The organism is Thermostichus sp. MS-CIW-25 (genome assembly GCF_054060015.1).
The window spans coordinates 1-15,931 of record NZ_JBSSCS010000004.1; the positions used below are offsets into that span (position 1 = coordinate 1).

Annotated in this window: 17 protein-coding genes; 10 read left to right on the forward strand and 7 right to left on the reverse strand. The window is 60.4% G+C overall.

Annotation, left to right across the window (positions count from 1 at the left end):
* The first annotated feature begins 554 nt into the window (after positions 1–554).
* The 3 genes from ACVWZ1_RS02395 (at position 555) to ACVWZ1_RS02405 (ending at position 3,230) form a co-directional block, all read left to right on the forward strand.
* Positions 555–1,403 carry a Tic22 family protein gene (locus tag ACVWZ1_RS02395; RefSeq protein WP_457502433.1) on the forward strand — a complete coding sequence of 283 codons (849 nt, stop codon included), beginning with the start codon at positions 555–557 and terminating at the stop codon, positions 1,401–1,403.
* Positions 1,404–1,415: 12 nt separating this feature from the next.
* Complete coding sequence (gene prmC, locus ACVWZ1_RS02400; RefSeq protein WP_457502434.1) at positions 1,416–2,303, forward strand: peptide chain release factor N(5)-glutamine methyltransferase; 888 nt, start codon at positions 1,416–1,418, stop codon at positions 2,301–2,303.
* A 156-nt stretch (positions 2,304–2,459) separates the two neighbouring features.
* Positions 2,460–3,230 (forward strand): sensor histidine kinase, encoded by a 771-nt coding sequence (locus ACVWZ1_RS02405; protein ID WP_414419073.1) that lies wholly within the window; start codon positions 2,460–2,462, stop codon positions 3,228–3,230.
* Positions 3,231–3,254: 24 nt separating this feature from the next.
* Here ACVWZ1_RS02405 and ACVWZ1_RS02410 read toward each other — a convergent pair whose 3' ends face one another.
* Together ACVWZ1_RS02410 and psb27 are read right to left on the reverse strand one after the other, a co-directional pair.
* Entirely contained in the window at positions 3,255–3,758 is a 504-nt protein-coding gene (locus ACVWZ1_RS02410; protein ID WP_457443243.1) for a YHS domain-containing (seleno)protein, read from the reverse strand.
* Between the two features lie 184 nt (positions 3,759–3,942).
* Positions 3,943–4,344, reverse strand: coding sequence for a photosystem II protein Psb27 (psb27, locus tag ACVWZ1_RS02415; protein WP_414329352.1), 402 nt, complete (start codon positions 4,342–4,344; stop codon positions 3,943–3,945).
* Positions 4,345–4,409: 65 nt separating this feature from the next.
* On the opposite strand from psb27, the gene ACVWZ1_RS02420 reads away from it, so the two are divergent.
* Positions 4,410–5,150 (forward strand): NnrU family protein, encoded by a 741-nt coding sequence (locus ACVWZ1_RS02420; RefSeq protein ID WP_457466054.1) that lies wholly within the window; start codon positions 4,410–4,412, stop codon positions 5,148–5,150.
* A gap of 34 nt (positions 5,151–5,184) precedes the next feature.
* On the forward strand, positions 5,185–5,577 hold the full coding sequence (locus tag ACVWZ1_RS02425; RefSeq protein WP_457502435.1) for a thioredoxin family protein: 393 nt from the start codon (positions 5,185–5,187) through the stop codon (positions 5,575–5,577).
* On the opposite strand, the gene ACVWZ1_RS02430 is transcribed toward ACVWZ1_RS02425, so the two are convergent.
* The 5 genes from ACVWZ1_RS02430 to ACVWZ1_RS02450 all read right to left on the reverse strand — a co-directional run bounded on the left by ACVWZ1_RS02430 (position 5,514) and on the right by ACVWZ1_RS02450 (position 11,425).
* Positions 5,514–7,109, reverse strand: coding sequence for a hydantoinase B/oxoprolinase family protein (locus tag ACVWZ1_RS02430; protein ID WP_457502436.1), 1,596 nt, complete (start codon positions 7,107–7,109; stop codon positions 5,514–5,516). The two genes, ACVWZ1_RS02425 and ACVWZ1_RS02430, sit on opposite strands and share 64 nt — an antisense overlap.
* 10 nt (positions 7,110–7,119) lie before the next feature.
* Positions 7,120–7,425, reverse strand: a complete 306-nt coding sequence (locus ACVWZ1_RS02435) for a hypothetical protein (RefSeq protein ID WP_414373389.1) — start codon at positions 7,423–7,425, stop codon at positions 7,120–7,122.
* A 35-nt stretch (positions 7,426–7,460) separates the two neighbouring features.
* Positions 7,461–8,000 carry a PDZ domain-containing protein gene (locus ACVWZ1_RS02440; protein WP_457466048.1) on the reverse strand — a complete coding sequence of 180 codons (540 nt, stop codon included), beginning with the start codon at positions 7,998–8,000 and terminating at the stop codon, positions 7,461–7,463.
* A gap of 239 nt (positions 8,001–8,239) precedes the next feature.
* Positions 8,240–9,190, reverse strand: a complete 951-nt coding sequence (gene pip, locus ACVWZ1_RS02445) for a prolyl aminopeptidase (RefSeq protein WP_457466046.1) — start codon at positions 9,188–9,190, stop codon at positions 8,240–8,242.
* A 27-nt stretch (positions 9,191–9,217) separates the two neighbouring features.
* Positions 9,218–11,425 (reverse strand): glycoside hydrolase, encoded by a 2,208-nt coding sequence (locus ACVWZ1_RS02450; protein ID WP_414357857.1) that lies wholly within the window; start codon positions 11,423–11,425, stop codon positions 9,218–9,220.
* 167 nt (positions 11,426–11,592) lie between these two features.
* Here ACVWZ1_RS02450 and ACVWZ1_RS02455 point away from each other — a divergent pair, with 167 nt between their 5' ends.
* The 5 genes from ACVWZ1_RS02455 to ACVWZ1_RS02475 all read left to right on the forward strand — a co-directional run bounded on the left by ACVWZ1_RS02455 (position 11,593) and on the right by ACVWZ1_RS02475 (position 15,930).
* Positions 11,593–12,120, forward strand: coding sequence for an HNH endonuclease (locus tag ACVWZ1_RS02455; RefSeq protein WP_457466044.1), 528 nt, complete (start codon positions 11,593–11,595; stop codon positions 12,118–12,120).
* 64 nt (positions 12,121–12,184) lie between these two features.
* A complete protein-coding gene (locus tag ACVWZ1_RS02460) occupies positions 12,185–12,754 on the forward strand; it encodes a phycobiliprotein lyase (RefSeq protein ID WP_457502483.1) in 570 nt (189 codons plus the stop codon).
* Positions 12,755–12,789: 35 nt separating this feature from the next.
* Positions 12,790–13,479: a hydrogenase nickel incorporation protein HypB gene (gene hypB / locus ACVWZ1_RS02465; RefSeq protein WP_414373376.1), complete on the forward strand. Its 690-nt coding sequence runs from the start codon at positions 12,790–12,792 to the stop codon at positions 13,477–13,479.
* A 122-nt stretch (positions 13,480–13,601) separates the two neighbouring features.
* The gene (locus ACVWZ1_RS02470) at positions 13,602–15,488 is read left to right on the forward strand and encodes an AAA family ATPase (RefSeq protein WP_457466043.1); all 1,887 of its coding nucleotides are present in this window, start codon (positions 13,602–13,604) and stop codon (positions 15,486–15,488) included.
* A gap of 166 nt (positions 15,489–15,654) precedes the next feature.
* Entirely contained in the window at positions 15,655–15,930 is a 276-nt protein-coding gene (locus ACVWZ1_RS02475; protein WP_414358425.1) for a hypothetical protein, read from the forward strand.
* Position 15,931: the final 1 nt, after the last annotated feature.

Consider the following 15,931-nt stretch of genomic DNA (forward strand, 5'->3'; position numbering starts at 1 on the left):
TGGCTTGCCAACTGCAGGGCTACCGTTCGCGCCAGCGGGCCGGAGGCCTTAAGCCCGCCCTGTACTGCGAAGCAGTCAGGGTCGGGTAGTTTACAACCCCATCCTTGACCACAGGGATCGGTGGCAGCTCCGCACGGTGAACTGAACAAGGCCAGAACAAGCAGCGTGCTGGAGGAAGAGCCAGGTATGCAATGATTCAAGCGGATCTGCATCTAGTGTGGATCAGTTCCGAATGACTCCGTATATAGTATTGGGTGATGCGGGATCCCCACCCAAAATAGGGGCTTTGCCCCTCGACAGAGGTTGAGCAGATGTTCTAACCTTGGCTTCTAGGGTGGCCCAAGAGCGCTCTTCAAGGTAGGTGTGCCGGGGTGTTGTCAGCGATGGCCAACCGGGATCCTAACGCCGAGAGTGTGCCGCATCGCTAGCCTAGGCCCTGTCGAGCAGGTTTAATCTGGGCAGCTTCTGCTCTGCCCCAGGCTGTTGGTTAGTACTTAAGGGATCTGACCCCATAGCAACCAGAACGAGGCGCGATGCCGGGAGTTGAGATGAGAATGATGCGCTGTAATGTAGTATCGTCTGCGCGATTCCTCTGCCGCCGTGCAGCTCAGGTGAGCAGCATAGCCGGGATCCTGATCGGGACGGCTTGGGGGGGCTTGGCTGTGACTCCCGTTTGGGCTCAGGAGAGTGCTCTACTGGCTCAGGCTGCGGCAGGCCCCATGAGCCGGCAAGAGGTGGCGGAACGGCTGAATCTGGTGCCTGTTTTTGCCATCGTGTCTCAGAACGGCACCCCTGTTGTCGCCAATGTGGAGCGGGATGGCCGCACCATCCAAGTGGTTTCCTTCTGGCTGGATCAAGCCCAAGCCCAGCAAGTGTTGGAGCAGGTGAAAGCCAGCAACCCCGAGATAGCCAGTCAAGCCCGGGTAGTGCCTCTCTCGCTGGGGTATGCCTACGAAAAATCGGAAGAGGAGCGCGCCAAGAACAGCGATCTGTATTTTGAGGTGGTGCCTCGGGCTTCTGATGTGGAGGCAGCTAAGCAGGTGCTGAAGGAAACCGGACAAGATGTGCCCCCGGAGGCAATCGGCGTGCCTCTGTTCTATGGCCGCTCCGGCGAGGGGCTGCTGACCATCGAGCAGGATGGCCATGAGGTGGTACCCTTCTTCTTCGACCGCAACGATTTGCGGAGGGCCTTGGATCGAGCGGCAGCGCAGAACCCGGATGTAGTTGGAAAGACCCAGATTGAAGTGACCTCGCTGGCCATTGTGGTAGAGCGTATGCTGGCTCCCGACGCACAGGCCGATGTGCAGAAGATCGCTTTTATCCCCTCTCGCTCGGCGCTGGAGTATATCCAATCCCTGGCCCGGCCTGCCAATCCTTCTGCAAGTCCCCAGCCTCAGCGTTAACCTAAGCCCCTGATGGGATCCCCGTCTGCTCTGGTGAAGCGGTTAACAGAGTGGCGCGCCCAGGCTCTGAGGGCGGCAAAAGCAGTTGGGATCCCTGCCGAGGAAGTGGACATTTTGCTCAAAGAACGGCTGGGGTGGGGGCCGTTGGAGCGGCTGATGGGTCGCGCTCCGGCTGGGGAGGGGGATCCCCTGGAGGAGGTGCAGACCCTTTGGCGGCAAAGGGTGGAAGAGCGCATCCCCCTACAGTATCTGTTGGGCAAAGTTGAGTGGGCGGGCTTGAGCTTACGGGTGACGCCGGCGGTGCTGATCCCGCGCCTGGAGACCGAGCTGCTGGTGGAGCAGGCTTCCCTCTGGCTGCAGGCTAACCCTCTGCCGTCCGGCTCCTGCTTTGCCGACCTGGGCACAGGTAGTGGAGCGATTGCCATTGCGTTGGCCCATCAGCACCCCCAGTTGCGGCTTCTGGCCGTGGATTCCAGCCCAGAGGCATTGGCTGTTGCGGCAGACAATGTGGTAGCCCACCATCTGCAGGAGCGGGTGAACTTGCTGCTGGGATCCTGGTTTGTACCTTTGGATCCCTGGCGAGGACGGCTGCGCGGCCTGGTTTCCAACCCTCCCTACATTCCCTCTGCCGAGCTGGCCTCTCTCATGCCAGAGGTGCGACTGCACGAGCCGCGACAAGCTCTGGATGGGGGAGAAGACGGCCTAGCCCACTTGCGACTGTTGATTCAAGCAGCACCGGATTACCTGGCCCCGAACTCCTTTTGGGCGGTGGAAGTGATGCGAGGCCAAGCCCCTTGGGTGGCGGAGCAGTTGCGAGATAGGGGCTGTTATCGGCAGATCCAAGTTCACCGAGATCTGGCCGGGATTGAACGGGTGGTCAGCGCCCACTTCGTCGGATAGAAAAGGGTAGGATCCCATAAGACAGGGTATTGCCGCAGCCCGATTGCCTCAGCGGGACGTAGTCCTCGCTGTCCAAAACTCAAAGATCCAAACCCAAGGATCTGAACCTCGACGGGATCCCCCGTCTTTCCTTCGGAGCACCTCTTGAGGAAACCCTTGCCTGCAGCCAAACCCGATCCACTCCCCCAGCAGGCTGCCTCTGCCGACAAGCAAGAGGCTGTGGATTGGCAATTTGCTTTTGAACGCTCTGAGGTGATGCGGGCCTTTCAACAAGAGTTGCTCGTCAGCATCGGCCATGAGCTGCGCAATCCCCTCAGCAGCCAGATGGGATCCCTGCAGTTGGTGTTGTCGGATCTATGTGACTCTCCCGAAGAGGAGCGGGAATACCTTCAAAGTGCCAAAGAGGCGGTAGAGCGCCTGATCAAGCTGCTTGAGGAATACACCCGCCTGGCTCGCCATGACCTGCCCATCCAACCTCTGCGACCGGAACCGACCCGACTACGCCCCCTCCTGCAGGATGTGTACAGCCTAACTCGCCTACAGGCCCAGGATCAGGGCATTCGCTACGAATGGCCGGCCCTACAACCCACCTCGGCCTTTGAGGTGCCCCTTCTCCCCGACAGCCTCACCGTTTGGGCGGATCCCCACGGCTTGGTACAGGCGCTGCTGGGAGTGTGTCGCTGGGGCATCCGCACCCTACGCTACGGTTCGATGGCTTTGCACCCCTATCCCACCGCAGAAGAAGAGGGGCGACTGTGCCTGGGGTGGAACCTTGAGGGGCGATGCCATGTGCCCATTCAAACAGAGGGCTGTGCCGTCTGGCGGGTAAGCGAGCGGCTCCTGAGAGAAATGGGAGGCCAGCTGGAACTCTGCGAAAGCGGCCCCTACCGAGTTGGCATCAAGGTGACCCTGCGCCTCGCCCATTGAACCCCAGGCCAGAGGGACTTGGGCCTATCGGCTTCTCAAAGCTGGCCAGTTGGCATCTGCCCTCTTGATCAACCCGGGGATGTCGCGCTCCCAGTTGCGCTGTACCCGCTGGTTGGCGTTCAGGTACAGCTTGTCATCGACGATTTTCCAGGCAAAGGGATCCACCGGGTAAAGGTAGTTGTGGGCCACGGCCCAGGCACAAAACCCGCCGTACTGGGGGGCAAAGCGCTCTGGGTCGTTGCGAAACCGCTCCCGATTCTCGGCGCTGGCAAACCTCCAGGTCACCCCTCCCCACTCCCATTCATACTCTGGGGATCCCTTGACCGGCTTGCCGTCGATGAAATAGGCCACCGGGTCATAGCCCCGCAGGGCCAGGCCATCCGTTGCAAAAAAGGGGCCCGGGGATCCCTCCTCGACAGCCCCAACGACCTGTCCTTGGGCTGGGAGAGACAGGAGCCAAGCTGGGTGAGAAGCAACAGCCCCAACCATCAGCAGCAGCGGGATCAAAGCCCAACGATTTTTGACCATCACAACCTCCCAAGTCCTCAATCGAAAATCGAAATGAGCAAGAAAGCCTTACTCTTCCTCTTCAGGTTCCAAAAGACATCTGACAAAAGACATCTGAGGAGATGCTGGCTTCCGGGGACTGGGAACAGTTTGGCCACAGCGAGGAGATTTGCCTGTGATTTGGATCTCGGAGATCTAAAAAAGCTCAACCTTCTCGGCGCAGGGCCAATTCGGCCCGATCCAGTTGCATTAGCACCCGCTCCACCTTTTCGGGGTTGAGAGGCCGGTTGGAAGTGCGGTACTGGGAGGCCAGCGTGTTAAACACCGTGCGCAAAGTGGTAAAAGACTGCAGCTTGTCGTAGCGATGGCCGTGGTAGCGCCCAGAAAACTCCTGGATGGCTTGCATGGCTTCCGCTCGCGCCTCCTCTGGGTTCATCAGGGGATCCCCTTCGGAAAGGACGGTGCGCAGGGTTTGAATCAAGGTCATGCTGTCTTCGTAATACTTGCCGGTGAGACGGGCAGCCTGAGCAACTGAACTCCCTGATCCCAGCAAAAGGGCTACAGACAGGAGCAGGCTGACAAGACGCCGAAAAAAAGTTTTGAGCATGGGGAACCTAATGTAACTTATTTTTAAGCATAAGCCACAGCAACACCAGAGGAGTCATCCAAAAGATGCTGTTCACGCCCTTCAGCGACTTTCTGCAGAGGCTAGGCCAGTACGGATCCCATTGGACAATGTTAGCCCTGATCTTGGGGTTTGCCTGTGCTCACAGCGGATTAGCCTACTTGCGGCCCTGGGGGGAAAGCTGGCTGGGATCCCGTCTGTACCGCATCTTCTTTGCTCTGGTGAGCCTCAGTTTGGCACCACTGTTGCTGATCTATTTTTTTAACCATCGCTACGACGGGGTGATTCTCTGGGATCTCCAAGCCGTCCCAGGCATCCGAACCACCGTTACTCTTCTGTCTGCCCTCTCTTTTTTCTTCTTGTATCCGGCCACCTTCAACTTGCTGGAGATCGCCGCCATTCGCAAGCCGGAGATCCACCTGTTTGAGACCGGGATCATCCGCATCACCCGTCATCCGCAAATGGTGGGCCAGGTGATCTGGTGTGTAGCCCATACCCTTTGGATTGGCTCCAGCTTTATGGTGGTGACCTCGCTTGGGCTCATTGCCTACCACCTGTTTGCCGTTTGGCATGGGGATCACCGCCTGGAGCGGAAATACGGGCAGGCCTTCCGCGATCTCAAGGCGCGCACCTCCGTGATCCCCGGCTTGGCCATTCTGCAGAAGCGACAGCAACTGCGCCCGCGAGAGTTTCTGCGCTGGGCCTATTTGGGGGTGTTCAGCTTTGTAGTGATTCTTTACGCCTTCCATCCACAAATGGTTTCTGCAGCCAGCCGAGTTGCCTGGTAGCATGATCCCAAAGAACTTCTTTAGTTTGGGGGCGATGATCTTGCAAGTTGCATTAGATGCTTTTAATCAAGAACTTTTGACAAGTGACGGGTTGGTTTTGGTGGATTTCGGCGCCCCTTGGTGTGGCCTGTGTCGCTTCATCCAGCCGATTACCGACCGTCTCGTAGCCGAGTGGGGAGGGGCGGTCAAGGTGCTGCGGGTGAATGTGGACGACAATTTTTGGCTGCCGCGCCGCTATCGGGTGCGCTCTTTGCCAACCCTAATTTTGTTTGAGAAGGGTCAAGAAGTGCAAAGGCTGGAGCACTTCGCCAATCGCGATGAGGTGATCCGCCGCTGCGAGCAGTTGTTTCTTGACCACCTGCGCTACCTGGGTTCGGGAGCCTGCTCATCCTCGCTTGAGCCCCAAGCTCCGCCGCCGGGCGTGTAGAGGGTGATTACGTCGCCCGCTTTTAGGGGTCGGCTGATTTTGCCGGGTAGGGGATCCCCATTGATGAGGTTGATCCCCACCTGGCCTGGCCCACCCCCCTGTTCTCCTTGGGGGGCATAATGGCGCCGGTCTGTGAGCAGGGAGAGGGTGCAATCTTGTAAAGTCTGGATGGATCGGATCAGTCCCCACCCGCCCCGCTGTTGACCATGGCCGCCGGAATCCTGGCGTAGCTCGTAGCGCAGTACCCGCAGGGGATACTCCAGCTCCAGAGCCTCGATGGGGGTGTTGAGGGTATTGCTCATGCCCACATGCACTCCGTCCAAACCCGGTCGTTGCCGGCTGGCCCCCTGACCACCTCCCAGGGTTTCGTAGTAGGTGAAGTGGCGGTTGCCCAGCACACAGTTGTTCATGGTGCCCTGCCCCTGAGCGATGCTCCGCAATCCGGCCACGGGAGCCAGAGCTTTGAACACCACATCGGCAATGCGCTGCGAGGTTTCCACATTGCCCGCCACCACTGCTGCCGGAAACTGGGCATTCACCAAGCAGCCGGGCGGCGCCACGATCTCGATGGGATCCTCCAAGCCGACATTGCTGGGGGCCGTGGGATCCAACAGACAACGCAGGGCAAACAACACTGCCGAGCGGGTGACGGCCAGCGGCGCATTCAGGTTTCCCGCCATGGCCGGAGCGGTACCGGTGAAGTCCACCCGCAGCTTCTCGCCCCTGACCTCCACCTGCACCCGGATCTCGATGGGTTCGGGCGGATCCCCGTAGCCCTCCAACCAGTCCTCAGCGGTGTAGATCCCATCTGGCAGAGCCTGAATCTGCGCCCGCATCCGTCGGCGGCTGTATTCGATCACCCCCGCAATCAACTGCCAAGCCTCTTCTTCTCCAAAGCGGGCCAGCAGCTCCCGAAACCGGCTCACCCCAACCCCGTTGGCCCCCACTTGGGCCTGCAAATCCCCCCGCCGCTGCTCGGCATTGCGCACATTGGCCAGAATTAGGCGCAGCAGATCTTCTTGCCAGTGCAACGCTCCTTCCAGAGAGAGCCTAGCCAGCCGTACCGGCGGGATCACCAGCCCCTCCTGCCAGATTTCGCTGGAGTCGGCGGGCATGGAGCCGGGGCGCATCCCTCCAATGTCGGCATGATGGGCACGGTTCACGGCATAGGCGCAAATCCGGTCGGGATCCCGCCAGCCGGGAATGGCTGCGACCACCGTGACGTCCGGCAGATGGGATCCCCCCTGGTAGGGATCGTTGAGGACAAACACATCTCCGGGGCAGGGGTCGGCTGCCACCACCGCCCGCACCGCCTGCGAGAGGGCCCCCAGATGTACCGGGATGTGGGCCGCCTGGGCAATACAGGCCCCTTGCGCGTCAAACAGAGCTGTGGAGCAATCCCGCCGTTCCTTGATGTTGGCCGAGTATGAACCGCGGATGAGGCGCACCCCCATCTCTTCGGCGATCCCCGCCAGAGCGTTGGCCATGACCTGCAACCGGATGGGGTTGGAGACAGGACGGTTGCTATCCATACCTCTCCAATCAAAGCCTGCGCCGCAGCCAAACGGCCACCCTGCGGATCCCTTGCCAGAACTGCAAACGACGCTGCCAGCGGTCAAGGGTACGGCGACTCTCGCGCAGACGGTCTCGCAGACGCAGCAACTCAGCCGGGGTGGGAGCCAAAGCCTGCTGAGCTGCTTCTCGCCAATCAGCCATGGCCCGCTCCGTAACCCCAAGAGCCGAGCGCAGGCTCAAGATGATGGGGATAAGGGCGATCAGAGCCAGAAACAGCAGCCCGTTAAGAGCACAAACTGCCCAGACGGCCCATCCTGAAACTCCCATCGGCATTTACGGAGGTCTCCGGGTAGGGATCCCGACAAGCCTCACTGCTGCTGCAGCATCAAGGGGCGCAACACCCGGCCATCCCCCACCACAACCACCGTTGACAGCACCTGCCCGCCGCGACGGAAGGTAATCGGCACCGATTGGCCCACCGGGGTGTTTTGAATGATTTGTTGCACATGCTGCACGGAGGTGACCCGCTGCCCATCCACGCCAATCAGGATATCGCCTTGGGCCAAACCAGCTCGTTGAGCAGGGCCGTCTTGGAGCAGGCCGACCACCTGCACCCCTTGAACTCGAAGTGCGGGGCCGAACAGACGACGGCTGATGGCGCTCTGAGCCTGCTCGCCGTTCACCGTTTCAATGGCAACTCCAATGAAGCCGTTGCCGACAGCAGAGGAGGCAGGCGACCACTGAACCCCGAAGCTGTTGGCGTCGCTGCTGACCTGAACCGTGGAGCTGTAGGGATTGTAAGCTTCACCCCCAACCGAGCCGCAGGGGTAGGCCACAACTGCATCTGCCAGCAAGAAGGAGATGGGCAGGGCTAGGGCAAGCTTGAACAGATGGGTTGGTTTCTGCATGGTTCGACCCTGGAAACGGTGAAGTAGAAATGAGCTTGAATCCGCGAAGCACTTGGGTGGATGCACCAGCCAGGTGTGGGCAGCTTGCACCGCCCCTCCCTCAGTGATAAACCCAAAATCGCCAACTGTCGATAGGCTTGGCCGTGCTTCTGGGCTGGCTCCCGAGGTTTTGCCGGCCTTCCTGTAGCAATTCTTCAAGTCTTGGGATCCCTGGCAGCACTGGGTTGGCTCGGCGGGGCTCACAAACCGGCAAAGCGATCGGTGGCCTCCAGCAGGGCAGCGCGGATTCCGGGCTCGGTGATGGAATGGCCAGCATCGGGGATCATCCGAAACTCTGCTTCTGGCCAAGCCTGATGCAGTTCCCAGGCAGAAATGGGAGGGCACACCACGTCGTAACGTCCCTGGACGATGACAGCCGGCAGATGGCGCAGCCGCCCCACTCCCCTCAGCAACTGATCCTCGGGATCCAAAAAACCGCCGTGGACAAAGTAATGGCACTCAATGCGGGCAAAGGCCTCGGCAAACTCTCCCCGACCAAAGCGCTCGATGAGCTCTGGGCTGGGGATCAACTTGCTGGTGCTGGCCTCCCAGACGGACCAGGCGCGAGCTGCCCTCAGCCGTACCTGGGGATCTGGGTCGTTGAGGCGGCGGTGGTAGGCTGCCAGCAGGTCATCCCGCTCTTCGGGAGGGATCGGCTCCAGGTAATGTTCCCAAGCGTCGGGGAAAAAGTAGCCGGCCCCCGACTGGTAAAACCAGCGGAGCTCAAAAGGGCGCAAGAGAAAAATGCCCCGCAAGACAAACCCTAGGCAGGATTGGGGGTGGGTTTGCCCATAGGCCAGGGCAAGGGCACTGCCCCAGCTGCCCCCGAACACAAACCAGCGATCAATGCCCAGATGCTGGCGCAACTTCTCGATATCCGCCACCAGATCCCAGGTGGTGTTCTCCCGCAGCTCGGCATAGGGGCGGCTTTTCCCGCAGCCCCGCTGATCGAACAGCACCACCCGCCAGCGGCTGGGATCGAAATACTGCCGGTAGATGGGATCGATCCCGCCTCCAGGCCCCCCGTGCAAAAACACCACCGGCTTGCCTGCCGGGTTGCCGCACTGCTCGTAGTACAGGGTGTGGAGGGAGGAAACCGCCAGAAAACCTTGATCGTAGGGCTCGATGGGGGGATAGAGATCGCGCGACATAACTTGAAGCTCTGCTGGTCATCACTCTCAGGGTCTGCGCAGGGCAATGGTGGCCTTGGGCGGGATCCCTTCCTGAAAGGTCTCGCCATCCGCGGCCAGGATGACAAATTGCAGCTCCTGACCCGGCTGGGCGCCCAAATTGCTCCAGGGGATGGCCACCTCCAAACAGGCATCCACCACCGCCTTCACTTGATGGCCGATGGCGTGCCAGGTGTGGTACTCCCCTGCCTGCAAGAGCTGGGCTTGCACCTCTGCCGGATGCTGGCCGGTGCCGGGAGGCGGCAGTGACAACCGCAACAGGTGGCGGTAGTGGTAGTTGAGAGGGGCTTCTGCCGGCAACCCCTGCAGGGGAATGGGGCTGTTGACGGTGACGCGGTTGGGATAGAACCACAGCACCAGCAATTGCCTGGGCCGCTGCACCACCGAGTTAAAATCCAGCCGCAGATAGAGGTTGAAGTGGTCAAACCCGTACCAGAGGCGGCGAACGGCGCTGTTGCGGTGCATGGTGCCTCGGGCCGCTCCAATCTCCACCCGCCCCGCTTGGCTCCACTCCCGTTCTGCCGGACGACCGTTGATGGCCGGGTGGATAAACCCCTGCGGCAGGCGATCCCCTAGGCCGTCATGATCCTCCAGGGGAAATTGCAGCACGGTCGGCACCGCCTCTCCCAAAGCAGTGTAGAGCGCCTGCAGGTGCTCCCGAAACAACTGGTCGAAAACGGCATCATGGGCGGAGGAGTGGCCTGCCCCAAACCACCAGAACCAATCGGATCCCTCGGCGGCCCAGAGGGCCTCCCAGGCTTGGGGATTGGCCCGGGGATGATCCTGAATCACCTGACGGGCTTGGGCCAGAAGCTCCCAAGCGCGGTTTTTGACGGGATCCCCAATCCAGGTGGTGAAGTCCGCCTCGATCCAGGAGCCACTGTGCAGCTGCTCTGCCGGCAAAAACTCGGTGGGCGGAAACTGATCCAGAAACTCCGAAACGGTCACCAGCCGCAGGGAGGAGTGCTGGCTGAGGCGGGTGTAAAGGTTTTCCAAGAAGGGCCGGCCATCTTGGGGGTAGTACTCCCAGCAGTTTTCCCCATCCAGAGCGATGGTAACCAGCCAGGGCTGCTCCTGGGGCAGGCGGTTGCGGATGCTCTCCAGATGGCCGATGAGATCTTTGGCGGCAGCATCGGCGGGCATGGCGCTGTAGCTGAAGCCGATCAAATCCGAAAGGCGGTGATCCCGAAAGACGATGGCCAGATCCCCCCGCTCGGTTTCCAGGCGGTAGGGGCGGTAGAGCTTCTCCGGCTCCAGAATGTGGCCCTGCCCATCGCGGTGAAACGGTTGACCCAGGCTCCACCCCAAAACCCCTTCGTCGGAGATGATCCACTCAAAGCCCTGTTTTTGCACAATCGGCACAATGGCAGGGCTTACGGATTGCTCGGAAGGCCACAGGCCCCGCGGCTCGCGGCCAAAGCGCTCCCGATAGATCTGCTTAGCCCGCTCCAGTTGGCTGTGGACATCCTGCTCCCAGTGAAAGGGGTAGCGAGGCAAAGGCAACCCTGGCCGAGCCACCCGCGCCGAGCGCTCGCTCACCAACAGGGGCAAGATGGGGTGGGTATAGGGGCTGGTGGTCAGTTCCAGTTGGCCGCTGCTCTGCAGTTTGGCGTGCTGGGGCAGGATAGCGCCGAGGATCTGTTGTTGCTTGGCGTAGATCCGTTGCCGATCCGCCAGGGTAAAACCGGATCCCATCTTAATCCAGCCCTCGATCTCAGGATCCTCCTGAAAGAGAGGATCAAACCAAGACAGGTTGTGCCAGGCCAGCAGATCGCTGAAGTCCTGCGGAGTCCAGTACTGCAGACACCAGTTCACCCCCTGAGATTCCCGTTGGTTGTAGAGCTGCCGGTAACGGGGGTAGGGCTCGATCATGGTGGGGTAGTGGCTGTCGAAAAAACGCTCGACCACAAAGCGCAGTTGATCGGGGCTGAGCTTTTCGACAGGGGATAAGGTCAGTTCCAGGTAAGGATCAAAAGCCGAGCCGGCTACGTACTCTTCGATTTGCACAATCAGGGAGGGCACCAAGTTGACCGTTTGGTGCAGGCGGGGATAGCGCTCCAACAGCAACACCAAGTCCAGGTAATCTTTGATCCCGTGTAGGCGCACCCAAGGCATGCGATATTTACCCGCCACCGGACTTTTGTAGAGGGGTTGGTGTTGGTGCCAAACCAGGGCGACGTGCAGCGGGTAAGTCATGGGCGGTACGGGATCCAACCATCACCCGGATACTAGCCCATCTGTCCGGCTGGCGATCGTAAGAAACTCTTGAATGTCTGAGCTCTGCCGGTGTCGATGGCGGTGGGGAAAAGCTTGCCATTCGCAAGATTCCTCAGGAGAATGGCGGCAAAAGGAAGAGCTGAGCCATGACTGCCGCTACCCACCTTCTGGAACAGTCGATCGTTGTCTTTTCCCAAAACTATTTGCCCATCAGCCGGGTCAATATCAAGCGGGCAATCGTGCTGCTGCTAACAGGCAAAGCCGAACCGCTCTCGATGATGGATGTGCCGGTGTGGAAGGTGCGCTCCCCCAGCCAGGTCATTGAAGTGCCCGAACATATTCGCCTGACCATCAAGGGCAAAGAGCGCGCTTGGCGCGTGCCCCCTGTGAATCGGCGGGAGGTTTTGCGGCGGGATCACCACACCTGCCAGTATTGTGGCAGCACCCACAATCTGACCTTGGATCATGTCGTGCCCCTCTCCAAAGGGGGATCCCACAGTTGGGACAATGTGGTGACGGCTTGCGAACGCTGCAATCAACGCAAGGGCAACCGCACCCCTGAAGAAGCCAACATGCCCCTGCGCAGCAAACCCCGTGCCCCTCTCCACCCGACGGTGGCTTTTGCGGAGCAGTTCTGGCGCGAACACCAAAGTCGGCAAGATCGGCAAGATTGAGGGTTGCCGTGCAAGCTAAGATCGGCGAACCCTGTTCCATCGATGAGGATCCGCGTCGGCCATGATGACCGTAATGGAGTTTTTTGCCCTCAGTGCCGGGGAGTGGATGTGCCAGCGCACCAGCCATCATTTGGCTTTTCGCCGCTCTGAGGGGGGGAGGTCGAGAGTCCAAATTGCAACGCTTTCGGCAACCGATCCGGCAGTCATACGGGTTTGCGAGTTGTTCAAGGTGGATCCCCGACGAGCTGTGGGAGCAGCGCGGGTGCAGTGGGATGGCGAGCAGGAGTGGGATAACGAAGAGTACAAGGGAGATGTGGTGCTGGTACCTATCCCCGATGAGACCGATCCCATGCGCGGGCAGTTGCTGCGGGATCAGGGCTACGCCGAGAAAGTGCCGGTGGCCGGTACCTATGTCATGGGATCCGATGGTGCCCTCACCCTCTACACCCAGTATGAGATGACCGAATCGGAAGAGCGCATTTGGTTTGCCAGCCCCAACTTGCGCCTGCGGGCCAGCACTGTCAAGCGGTTCGGCGGCTTCAGCATGGCCTCTTTCTGCTCAGAGGTGCGCAAACTCTCCGCCGGCCCTTCTCCCACCCCTACGGTGGCCGAATCCAGCCCTTTCCGCAGCTAGAGCTGTTTCTCCTCAACTGCAACGCGGGTTGTGCTATGCACCAAGTCTTGGATCTGGGGATTAACCTGCTCCACGCCAATCAACACCAGGCCGACCACAACCGGGAGCATTTTGATGCCTGGGGGGTGACCTGTCTGAACCTCATGAGCGCGCCGGGGGCGGGTAAGACCTCTTTGCTGGAGAAAACCGTGGCCGCTCTGGCTGACTCGCTGCGCCTGGCGGTGATCGAGGGGGACATGACGACCCAACTGGACGCGGAGCGGCTGCGTCGCTACGGGATCCCGGTGATCGCCATCAACACAGGGCGGGCCTGTCATTTGGATGCGGCCATGGTGGCCGGGGGCTTGCGGCAATTGGAAGCACTGCTGGATCCCCAACAACTGGATTTGCTGCTGGTGGAAAATGTCGGCAACTTGGTCTGCCCGGCGGAGTTTGAGGTGGGGGAACACGCCAAGGTAGCCCTGCTCAGCGTCACAGAAGGGGAAGACAAGCCTCTCAAGTACCCGATTATGTTTCGAGAGGCGGATTGTCTACTGATCACCAAGGTGGATCTGGTTCCTGTCTTAGAGGTGGATTTGGAGCGGATCCAGGCCAACATCCGCGAGATCAACCCTTCTGTGCCGATTTTTTGTCTTTCTGCCAAGACGGGCGTCGGGCTGGAGCCCTGGCTGGGCTGGATCCGAGAGCAGATTCTCCTGGCCCAACGCCGACAGCAGCCGCAGTGAAGGGTATCATACTGGGCATCTGGCCGTGGAACTCTCCTCACCTGAGCTGGCCAGGCAGGGGATGAGTTAGCACCTCTGGCGGGTCAATTTCAGATAACGTGTGTGGATGGAAAATCCCGGCTATGGCCAATTTAAGCGACTTTGTACAGGGCATTGAGCAGTTGATCGAGCTGGCTCAGAAGCTGGATGAGAAAAAGCAAAGTGGAGAACTGCGAACCGAAGTCCGCATCCAAACCCGTCCCCTGAGCAGTTCTATCCCCCCTTCCGGCTCCATCCCTCGCCGCCGCAGCCATGCCCAAACGGGGGATCCCCCCTGGAGCAGCGAGCCCCGAGTGGTGTCTGCAACCCGCTTTCAGGAACCATCCCAGGCTGCTGTGTCCGACTCGCCATCAACTTCTGCCGACCGCGCAGAGTCTTGGGCTGGGCCACGTCTCAAGGATGTGGGTGGGCTGAAAGAACAGTTGCAAATCCTGCGGGAGATGGTAGAGCTTCCCCTCAAGCGGCCCGATCTGCTGGCCAAGCTGGGATTGGATCCGCCCCGCGGGGTGTTGTTGGTGGGAGCCCCAGGCACCGGAAAAACCCTCACCGCCCGTGCCCTGGCCGAGAGCTTGGGGGTGAATTACATTGCCATTGTTGGCCCGGAACTGATCGGCAAGTATTACGGCGAGGCGGAGGCGCGCCTGCGACAGCTTTTTGAAAAGGCGGCCAAATCGGCTCCCTGTCTGGTTTTTATTGACGAAATCGATGCCTTGGTGCCCAACCGCGCCACCGTCGAGGGGGAAGTGGAAAAACGCCTGGTGGCCCAAATGCTGGGGCTGATGGATGGATTTGTGGCCCAAAAAGGGATCGTGGTGCTGGCAGCCACCAACCGGCCCGAGGCTTTGGATCCGGCTCTGCGGCGACCGGGGCGCTTTGACCGGGAGGTGATCTTCAAGGTGCCGGATCGGGAGGGGCGGCGGGAGATCTTGGCCATCCACACCCGCGACATGCCCTTGGCGGAGGATGTGGATCTGGACAGCTTGGCGGATCAGACCTTGGGCTTTGTGGGGGCAGATCTGCGGGGGTTGTGTCAGGCGGCAGCCTATGCAGCTTTGCGGCGGCAGGTGCCCGATTTGGGATCCCCCATCCCCGACTCGTTGACGGTCTCGGCGGCAGATTTTCAACAGGCTCTGCAACAGGTGAAGCCGGCGGTGCTGCGCTCGGTGGAGATCGAATCCCCACAGGTGAGCTGGGATCAAATTGGCGGTTTGGATCACGCCAAGCAGATTTTGCAAGAGGCCATCGAGGGATCCCTGCTGCACCCTGAGTTGTACGAGCAGGCTCAGGCCCAAGCACCCAAGGGCATCCTCCTCAGCGGCCCCCCTGGCACTGGCAAAACCCTGTTGGCCAAAGCCATCGCTTCCCAGGCTAAGGCCAACTTCATCGCCGTCTCCGGCCCGGAGCTGCTCAGCAAATGGGTGGGATCCTCCGAGCAGGCGGTGCGGGAGCTGTTTGCCCGTGCTCGGCAGTGTGCCCCCTGCGTGATTTTCATCGACGAGATCGATACCCTGGCCCCGGCGCGAGGCAGCTACTCCGGGGATAGTGGGGTCAGCGACCGCGTTCTGGGGCAACTGCTGGCAGAGCTGGACGGGATCCGCCCCAGCCAAGGGGTATTGGTGGTGGCCGCCACCAACCGCAAGGCCAGTTTGGATCCCGCCCTCACCCGGGCCGGCAGGTTGGAGCTGCACTTGAGCGTGGAGCTGCCAGATCGCAACGGGAGACGGGAAATTTTGGCGGTTCACAACCGCAAGCGTCCCCTGGGGCCCGATGTGGATTTGCAAGGGTGGGCTGAGCAAACCGAAGGTTGGAGTGGTGCCGACCTCGCCCTGCTCAGCAACCGCGCCGCCATCGCTGCCATTCGTCGCCACCGGGCCACCTCAGAGTCGGTGGATGCCAAAACCCTGGTCATCCAACAGGAAGACTTCTGTCGGGCCTTTGCCGAGCTGCAGCAGCAACGCCAAGCCGGCTGACCAGGAAAACCGGGTTCGGCGCTCCGCGCTGCTAAAACGAACAAGCCCCGACTTACCGCTACGCGGTTCGCCTTGGCGGGCCGTAGGCCTTAGCAAGCCAGTAGGGCGGCTTTTGCTTTATCGCTACGCGATGCTTTCGCGAACGCCTCTGGTGGCACAGAGCGCTATGATCTTTCTCGAGGCACTGGTGAAAGTCAGTGTATTGCGTCCGGAGCTGAAGTCAGCGACTTTCCCACAGTTGCACCAGTTGGCTTTGGCCTCTGGAGAATTGTATTTCAGAGCCCTCGTCGCCTTTTGGCGCGTGGTGCGCAAGAAAGGTCTGTGGCTCAAACCCACCGGCCTCCTGCGCTGGTTCCCCAACACCTCAGAGAATGAGCTCCATGCCCATAGCGCTGTTCGCCTCTGGCGGCGCGGAGCGCTTGAAAGAATCCCCTGCTTTTAGG